Annotated in this window: 6 protein-coding genes and 2 pseudogenes; 3 read left to right on the forward strand and 5 right to left on the reverse strand. The window is 42.3% G+C overall.

Annotated features, from left to right (window positions below; genetic code table 11):
* Window positions 1-413: DUF3011 domain-containing protein (locus IQ229_RS24820; RefSeq protein ID WP_409339911.1), on the reverse strand; the 413-nt coding region annotated here is incomplete at its 3' end.
* 215 nt (window positions 414-628) lie between these two features.
* Between IQ229_RS24820 and IQ229_RS08930 the strand changes: the two are divergent.
* Window positions 629-1,267: pseudogene (locus tag IQ229_RS08930) on the forward strand (DUF4241 domain-containing protein).
* A gap of 164 nt (window positions 1,268-1,431) precedes the next feature.
* On the opposite strand, the gene aspS reads toward IQ229_RS08930, so the two are convergent.
* The 3 genes from aspS to IQ229_RS08950 all read right to left on the reverse strand — a co-directional run bounded on the left by aspS (window position 1,432) and on the right by IQ229_RS08950 (window position 4,254).
* Window positions 1,432-3,219 carry an aspartate--tRNA ligase gene (aspS, locus tag IQ229_RS08940; RefSeq protein ID WP_194043012.1) on the reverse strand — a complete coding sequence of 596 codons (1,788 nt, stop codon included), beginning with the start codon at window positions 3,217-3,219 and terminating at the stop codon, window positions 1,432-1,434.
* A 355-nt stretch (window positions 3,220-3,574) separates the two neighbouring features.
* Window positions 3,575-3,814 carry a hypothetical protein gene (locus IQ229_RS08945; protein ID WP_194043013.1) on the reverse strand — a complete coding sequence of 80 codons (240 nt, stop codon included), beginning with the start codon at window positions 3,812-3,814 and terminating at the stop codon, window positions 3,575-3,577.
* 170 nt (window positions 3,815-3,984) lie between these two features.
* The gene (locus tag IQ229_RS08950) at window positions 3,985-4,254 is read right to left on the reverse strand and encodes a hypothetical protein (RefSeq protein WP_228013319.1); all 270 of its coding nucleotides are present in this window, start codon (window positions 4,252-4,254) and stop codon (window positions 3,985-3,987) included.
* On the opposite strand from IQ229_RS08950, the pseudogene IQ229_RS08955 reads away from it, so the two are divergent.
* Window positions 4,227-4,893: pseudogene (locus IQ229_RS08955) on the forward strand (sensor histidine kinase); the annotation flags it as partial. The gene IQ229_RS08950 and the pseudogene IQ229_RS08955 sit on opposite strands and share 28 nt — an antisense overlap.
* A gap of 169 nt (window positions 4,894-5,062) precedes the next feature.
* Here IQ229_RS08955 and pyrE read toward each other — a convergent pair.
* The gene (gene pyrE, locus IQ229_RS08960) at window positions 5,063-5,686 is read right to left on the reverse strand and encodes an orotate phosphoribosyltransferase (RefSeq protein ID WP_194043015.1); all 624 of its coding nucleotides are present in this window, start codon (window positions 5,684-5,686) and stop codon (window positions 5,063-5,065) included.
* A 106-nt stretch (window positions 5,687-5,792) separates the two neighbouring features.
* On the opposite strand from pyrE, the gene IQ229_RS08965 reads away from it, so the two are divergent.
* The gene (locus IQ229_RS08965; protein WP_194043016.1) at window positions 5,793-6,227 is read left to right on the forward strand and encodes a hypothetical protein; all 435 of its coding nucleotides are present in this window, start codon (window positions 5,793-5,795) and stop codon (window positions 6,225-6,227) included.
* The last annotated feature ends 132 nt before the right edge of the window (window positions 6,228-6,359 follow it).

The raw sequence follows: 6,359 nt of genomic DNA on the forward strand, positions 1-6,359 counted from the left end.
CTGTCATATCTATCGTTTCGATCGTATCTGTCATATCTATCGTTTCTGCGATCGTATCTGTCATATCTATCGTTTCTGCGATCGTATCTGTCATATCTATCGTTTCTGCGATCGTATCTGTCATATCTGTCGTTTCTGCGATCGCCAACTGAAAACTCAGCTCGGCAACCATTTCTCACCCAAATACGATTTCTCCGATAGCCCCAATTTCCTCTACAACTGGTGTTAGACAATTGCCTGACAAGCCTCACTCTGCCTCTTGTATCTACCGAACAAGTATTCCTTCGATTATTTTGGCTTGAACAAGTTATTATCTCTTCAGCCGAGGCTGGGGCAGCAATACTCAAAAGTGTACCGATACCAAGACTAGCAACCAGAAAGGTTGCAGCAATTGTGGGAAGGCGCATAATCATAATAATAAAATGCTAGATTTCTTCCAGATTTCAGAAACAAAAACTATAGTAATTCTAGCAAATTACATTAAGAGCTAATGCATAAATCAGATTAAATGCAAAAAATATTTGCACTTTGAACTTCATCAAAGACAACAGGTTTTATCAAGCACTTAAGCATTGTAAGGATTTGAAGTATTTTATGCTACAATGTCTATTTCAAGCGTTATACAAAAATGGATACTATTAATTTTTATAAAGTTTTAAGAGGTGAAAAATTATCTAGTTCAATTGTAGATATTACATTTACAACCCATTATGTTGGGGAATTAATTTTAACTTCAGGAAGATTAGTAGCTTGCGATCCACTTGCTTTTCCTGATAGTGAAGCTTTTCAAAAGTCTTTACCAATTGGTAAATATCCTGTTTTATTAATTGTTGCTCATTATCCAACAAATAATTACCAAAGAGTGGCTTATGCCATAATTCGTATTAGCGAAGAAACTCCCGTAAATTGGAAATTAGGTATTTGCTCTGATGAAGAACTAGCTTCGCTTACAGAAAATGACACCTTGGGTTATCCAGTTGATTCTGGAGTCGGTTGCTTTATGGATTTTGATGCAGTAAAAATTATTGACGATTCAATATACTATGCATACATTGCTAATCCTTAAGAACAAAGCTTGATAGACCTGATTCAAGATGAATTAAGAAAAAATTACAGACCTACATGGGATTGGACAAATATTTGTATAGATAAATCTACCCAATTAAATATAATTGCCTTTTCATCAGGGTATGGAGATGGTATTTACCCAACCTACTTTGGATACGACACCGAAGATAAAATTGTTAACATTGTCACTGAGTTTTGAACATTAAAATAATCAAAATTGCTGTTGAATTATACAAGTACTACTCCAACCCAAAGAGCGCTCCAAAACACTGAGTGATAGAGCGCACCTTGGGTTGGCTTGTTTGGTATTAGCAATGAAACAAACGATATTGCTGTTTATGCCGCCCAATTGGATAAAGTCGGTTAAGACTTTGGTTTATAAGTCGAAGCAACGTGTAATTCTTTTAACTGTTTAGCATCTACACTCGAAGGCGCATCTGTTAACAAACAACGTGCTTGTTGTGTCTTCGGAAAAGCAATGACATCCCGAATAGATTCTTCGCCAGCTAGCAACATCACCAAACGATCTAAACCGTAGGCGATGCCACCATGCGGCGGTGTACCATATTCAAATGCTTCTAAGAGAAAGCCAAATTTACTTTGTGCTTCTTCAGGAGATAACCCAATCGCTTCAAACACTTGCTGTTGAATTTCTCGCTGATAAATCCGCAGACTTCCGCCGCCAACTTCCACGCCGTTGAGTATTAAGTCGTAAGCTTGGGCGCGTGCAGTCTTTAAATCGCTCAAATCATCAGGATGTGGTGCTGTAAACGGGTGGTGTAATGCTTCTAGACGTTTTTCGTCAGCATTCCACTCGAACATCGGGAAATCTGTGATCCAGAGTAAGTTGATTTTTTCGGGATCGATTAAGTTAAATTCTCTAGCGATCGCTTGTCGTAATCTATCTAAAGTTTTATTAACTGTAGCAGCTTCCTCTGCCCCAAACAACAGCAAATGTCCAGCTTTTGCACCTGTGCGGCGCAAAATTTCTTGTTTTTGTTCTTCGCTTAAATTGTCTTTAATTGCCCCAATGGTGTCAATTTCGCCATCATCCCTGACGCGGATATAAGCTAAACCTTTAGCGCCGGCTTCGCTGGCTTCTTTAAATAAGTCGCCGCCTGGTTTAATGCGGACATTAGAAATTACATCGTTACCGTTGGGAATGGGGAGGATTTTGACGATACCACCATTGGTAACAGTGTCCCGAAAGACTTTGAAATTAGAGTCTTTCACGATATCTGAGACATCAACTAATTCCAAACCATAGCGTGTATCTGGTTTATCACTACCGTAGCGTTCCATCCCTTCAGCATAAGTGAGACGGGGGAAAGGGCGCTGTAACTCAATGCCTTTAACTGTTTTGTAGATATGGCAAATTAAATTCTCATTTAGTTCGATAATTTCTTCTTGGGACATGAAGCTCATTTCCATGTCCAACTGAGTGAATTCTGGTTGTCTGTCGGCGCGTAAGTCTTCGTCACGAAAGCAACGGGCAATCTGATAATATCTATCTAAGCCGGATACCATCAGCAATTGTTTAAATAGCTGGGGTGATTGCGGCAAAGCATACCACTCACCAGGATTGACGCGACTGGGTAGAACATAATCCCGCGCCCCTTCTGGGGTAGAACGGGTAAGAATTGGGGTTTCGACTTCGATAAAACCTTCCAAATCTTCTAAATAACGACGCATGGCTTTGACAATTTGATGACGCAGTTGCAAATTTTGCGCCATCCGTTCGCGTCGCAAATCCAAATAACGATATTTCAGTCGTAAGTCTTCTCGTACTGTTTCGGTGTCAGCTACAGAAACTTGGAAAGGTAACTGTTTGCGAACAGCATTGAGTAGTTCAATTTTATCGGCGTAGATTTCTACCTCGCCTGTGGGGATGCGGGTATTCAACGATTCTTCGGGACGTTGTGTTACCCTACCAGTGATTTCGACAACATATTCATTTCGCAGGGCGTTCGCATATTCGTAAGAATCTGGGGTGCGTTGCGGATCGCTGACGATTTGGACAGTTCCAGAGCGATCGCGTAAATCTAAAAATATCACACCACCATGATCGCGGCGACGGTCTACCCATCCGTAAAAGGTAACAGTTTCTCCAATATGTTCTTTTCGGAGTTCGCCGCAATAGTGAGTTCGCATAAGTCTTAGTTATTGTTTCCGGGCTAGATTGGCAAGAAAATGTCAAAGCCTTCCCATTATCTAGCATCAATAGTAATTGTAGTAGTTCTGGCGAAAGAAAAAATCAAATAATCTCACACTATATATACAGCATCTTTCATATATTTGAACCACACCCAATACTTGTCGGGTTTTGGGGGAAAGGGACTCATGTTAAAGGGGAAAAACCTTATATATTTAGCCTTCCACTCCTTTTCCCTTTAACCGAGCAGCATTGGAACCACACCTGTCGTAGGGACGCAAGGCCCATTGGTGTCAACTTAAGCCGAAAACTATATCGGACAGGCGTTTTGCAAATCCCTCACGCCCTCATCCCCTAACCCCTTCTCCCAAAGGAGAAGGGGAATTGAATGTCTAGCTCTCCTCTGACGGATGCTACGGTGTACACAATAAGTTTGTTGACCTGCACCTTTGATGCATCGACTTGTACCTTTAATGCATCGACCTGCACCTTTAATGCATCGACCTGCACTTTTAATGCATCGACCTGCACTTTTAATGCATCGACCTGCACCTTTAATGCATTGACCTGCACCTTTAATGCATTGACCTGCAAAAATTAATCTTTCCTACGTTACGCAACAACTCTAAAAGACTTGTGTGTACACGGTAGCTCACGGATGGGAGAGGGGCTGGGGTGAGGGCAAAACGTTCTCACCAAGCGGGTTTAGCGTTAAGTTAACACCTATGTGCAAGGACTTGCGCCCCTACCGCGTAGTCTATTTACTATTTTGGTTGATTAAGACGGTTTCCTTGGGGAGACACTGCGCCATCGCCAGGAGGATGAGGTGGAACACCTAGCGCGTCGATCAACTGTTGTTCTGTAACTCCTAATTTTGCTGCTGCGGCTTTAAAATCAGGTCTGGGTGGGCGTTGACTGCGATCGCCTGGAACTCCTAATGCCGCCTTTAACTGTGCTTCTGTAACTCCTAACTTTGTCGCTGCGGCTGCAAAATCAGGTCTGGGTGGACGCGGCTCATGAACTAAAAACCCCACTAACTATTTTGCAAGGCGAACTAGAACGAACACTCCAACAGGTCGATCCCGGTAGTGAAGTACAACAGCGCTTAAGCAATTTGTTAGATGAGGTGCGCCGCCTGAGTGGAATTATGCGAAAACTCTTGCTGCTATCTCTGGCAGATGCCGGAAAAATGAGCTTGTATCTGGTTGAAGTGGATATGTCTGAGTTGCTGATGGAGATGCTAGAAGATGTAGAAATGCTAGCTCCCCATTTGACAGTGCAAACTGACTTTACTGATGGGTTGTGGGTAAAAGGCGATCGCGATCTTTTAATTCAAATTTTGCAAAACCTATTTATGTAATGCAATTAAATACAATCTCGCCAAGGGCTGGATACAAATTCGCGCTCATCAAACTCCAAAAACTCTCTACGTCACTATTGTCAATGCATCAAAAGATATTCCCCTAAGCGATCGCGATGTCTACGACGGGCTTCGCCTACGTATTTTTGACCGATTTTATCGCGGCGATCCCTCACGTAACCGCAAGATAGAAGCAATCGGACTAGGACTGAGCCTAGCCCGAGAAATTGCCAGGGCACATTGGGGCGACCTTACCCTTGATTTAACACCTTCTGGTCAAACAGCGTTCACCCTCACCTTACCGATGAAGTAATCCCTCTTTCAAGAAACAAGGCAGGAGGCAGGAGGCAGAAGGCAGAAGGGAAGAGGATTTGACTTGTTTCTTCCATGCACTTCAAGAATTGCGCTCACAGCTTTATCGACTTTTTCTTGTGTTAGTTCTGTAGATACTGTTACTTGCATATTTATCTATCTCCTTTTGTTCATGACTTTGCAAGTTGTCGATAGCGTTCTTGAACTTCCTGAATCGAAAATAAAGTTTCAAACTTCAACCCCGCTGACTGGTACAACTCACCTCCCCCTTGTTGTCGATCTACCAGTGAAATTACTTGATTTACGGTATAACCTGCATCTTTAAGACGCTCAACCGCTTTTAGAGCAGATTGCCCAGTTGTTACTACATCTTCCAAAACTACTACTTTTGCGCTCTCTGGTAAACTGGGGCCTTCTATATAAGCTCTTGTCCCATAACCCTTGGCTTCCTTGCGAATAATCAGCGCTGGTATTGGGCGGTTTTCATAAACAGAAACTATACTCACTGCTGTGACAATTGGATCGGCTCCCATTGTTAAACCACCTACAGCCTGTGTATCTACAGGTAATAAAGGAAATAGTAACCGTCCGACTGCTAAAGCGCCTTGAGGATGGAGCGTTACCTGTGTCTTATTAACGTAATAAGAACTACGCAGCCCAGAAGATAGGAGAAAATCACCTTCTTGATAAGCAAGTTGGCAAAATAAATCTAGTAGCTTGTGGCGTAAAGTGGTCAAATCAGAAGTGGTTGCCCAAATATCTGAGTGGGTAAGAGTTTCAGTAGGATACGTCATTACAAAACATTAAAAGTTGTGCTACACCAAAGGTTGAACTCATCAGAGTTCTGAACTTCAGCATAAATTAAGATTCGCCCAAAGCAAAAGTTGAGGAGTCAAAAACGTGCGTATAAAATTTAAAACCTTTGGTGGTTTATTGGTGCTGCTTGCTGCTGGTATTGCTTTTCCCTCTATTGCATCTGCCCAAACGGCAACACCCAATTCTGAAACTATGAATGATGTATTTGAACGAGCTTATTTTCGTCACGATCGCAATTTCTACGAAAATAGTAGCAGCCTCAGGCGTCAGCTAGACTCATTTCTCGGATCTGGTTCTAGTTTCGGTGGTTCCTTCCCAGAAAATGAAATTGCCCGCGACGCTAAGTTGATTAATACTTTATATCATGATGCCCTGACTCAGCAAGTTGGCAACGATCCTTATATCCGTACTCCTGATTTACCAAATCCTTATGACACATCGTTGCTCGTGTCTCCTCGCTATAGCAACAAACTTAAAGTAGGAACTGAATTCAGGTTTGAAACATTACCATCTCGGTAAGATTGGGGAGTGAAGAAGGGAATAGGGAATAGGGTACAGGTTACAGGGTACAGATTATTCCCTCTCACCTTCGGCAGCGAGTGGGGTAGCTGTGGCTTTGAAAAGTACAGGTTACAGGGTACAGATTATTCC

Origin of the sequence: Nostoc cf. edaphicum LEGE 07299 (genome assembly GCF_015207245.1) — a bacterium.
GTDB classification, from domain to species: Bacteria; Cyanobacteriota; Cyanobacteriia; order Cyanobacteriales; family Nostocaceae; genus Nostoc; species Nostoc edaphicum_B.

Bases quoted from the DNA above. Each gene is read 5' to 3' on its own strand.
- aspS (WP_194043012.1), bottom strand. From the start codon at position 3,219: ATGCGAACTCACTATTGCGGCGAACTCCGAAAAGAACATATTGGAGAA.
- pyrE (WP_194043015.1), bottom strand. From the start codon at position 5,686: ATGACGTATCCTACTGAAACTCTTACCCACTCAGATATTTGGGCAACC.